The following is a 1,272-nucleotide window of genomic DNA, read 5'->3' as shown; positions in this document are numbered from 1 at the left end:
CGATGCCTTCACCTCAGGCGGCCAATCCCTGCGCCTGCCAGCGCCGGTGAACACCTCAAACCGCTGAGCCCCCCTACTCACAGGATCGTCACTAGGGATTATCATAGGAGCAGCGCCTCAATCATTGCAGGGGCGCGCAAAGTCGATGCTGTCAGCGATCAGCGCAAGGTGGGGTCAGCGCCCCGCTTACGCTAAAGCATCGAGCCAGGACGGATGCGCTGCTCCAGTCCATATTCAGGTTGCACGGTGCCAGTATCAAGCTCCTGAATGGGCGAGGATCGCTCGCGGCTGAAGTCGCGAACCAACTCAGGCTTTTGAGCACCAACGGCGTGACGATCCGCGTCGATTTGGATCCCCTGGTCAGGATGGGAGAAGATCTGCGCTCTCATATCTTGGATTTGGATCGAAAGATGCGCACAATGGCCGCCAGCATCCCGGTCTGCGCCAGATTTCAGACGATTCCTGGCGTTGGGACAATCACAGCGCTGTCATTTTACAGCGCCGTCGGAGACCCGTACCGCTTTAGAAGCAATCGAGATGTCGGGCCTTATCTCGGCCTAACGCCCAATCTGTATCAATCCGGCGCCACCGCGCGCCGCGGCCGGATCAGCCGTTACGGGAACAAGCGGTCGCGTCCGTCAATGTGGTGTAGAATTGGGTGTGGCCAGCGGGCTGCATTTTCAGGCGGCCTTGGGTGTAATCTGTAGCGGCTGTGCCTCCTCGATCATTGGTGTAGCAAGGGCGGCCATGCCCTCGATCTGCATGTAGCGGTGCTGGAGCTGGTATTCGTCATTCTGCTCCAGCAGGACGGCGCCGACGAGGCGGATGATGCTATCCTCGTTCGGGAAGATGCCGACGACATCGGCGCGGCGCTTCACTTCCTTGTTCAGGCGTTCCAGTGGATTGGTGGAATGTAATTTGACGCGGTGCTGCTCGGGGAAGGTCATGTAGGCCAGCACGTCGTGCTCGGCATCGTCCATGCAGGCGCCGAGCTTTGGCCAGCGGGTACGCAACTGGTCGGCGACCTGGCGCCAGACCTGTGTCGCGGCGGCATGGTCGGGCTGGAGGAAGACCTGGCGGATGGCAGCGGCGACGACGGTGTTCTGGCCCTTGGGCACGTAGGCCAGGGCATTGCGCATGAAGTGGACGCGGCACCGCTGCCAGGTGGCGCTGAGCAGTAACCCTGCGGTGAGGGCCGCCTTGCGCTGATTTGCTGACGTGCCGAGAAGGCACCGGTGCAAGCGCTGGTGCTTGCACCGGTGTTAGAGACGG

1 protein-coding gene and 1 pseudogene are annotated in these 1,272 nt (G+C 61.4%); one reads left to right on the top strand and one right to left on the bottom strand.

The window, feature by feature from the left end:
• Positions 1-365 precede the first annotated feature (365 nt).
• Positions 366-707: a transposase gene (locus C7451_RS20560; RefSeq protein ID WP_425266516.1), complete on the top strand. Its 342-nt coding sequence runs from the start codon at positions 366-368 to the stop codon at positions 705-707.
• On the opposite strand, the pseudogene C7451_RS19680 reads toward C7451_RS20560, so the two are convergent.
• Positions 681-1,178: pseudogene (locus tag C7451_RS19680) on the bottom strand (transposase); the annotation flags it as partial. The gene C7451_RS20560 and the pseudogene C7451_RS19680 overlap by 27 nt on opposite strands.
• Between the last annotated feature and the right edge of the window lie 94 nt (positions 1,179-1,272).

The sequence above is a fragment of the Blastomonas natatoria genome, from assembly GCF_003201955.1.
Lineage (GTDB): Bacteria > Pseudomonadota > Alphaproteobacteria > Sphingomonadales > Sphingomonadaceae > Blastomonas > Blastomonas natatoria.
This window is presented reverse-complemented; position numbering and strand designations above follow the sequence as displayed.

Coding starts and splice junctions, on each gene's coding strand:
- C7451_RS20560 (WP_425266516.1), top strand. CDS start 366: ATGGGAGAAGATCTGCGCTCTCATATCTTGGATTTGGATCGAAAGATG.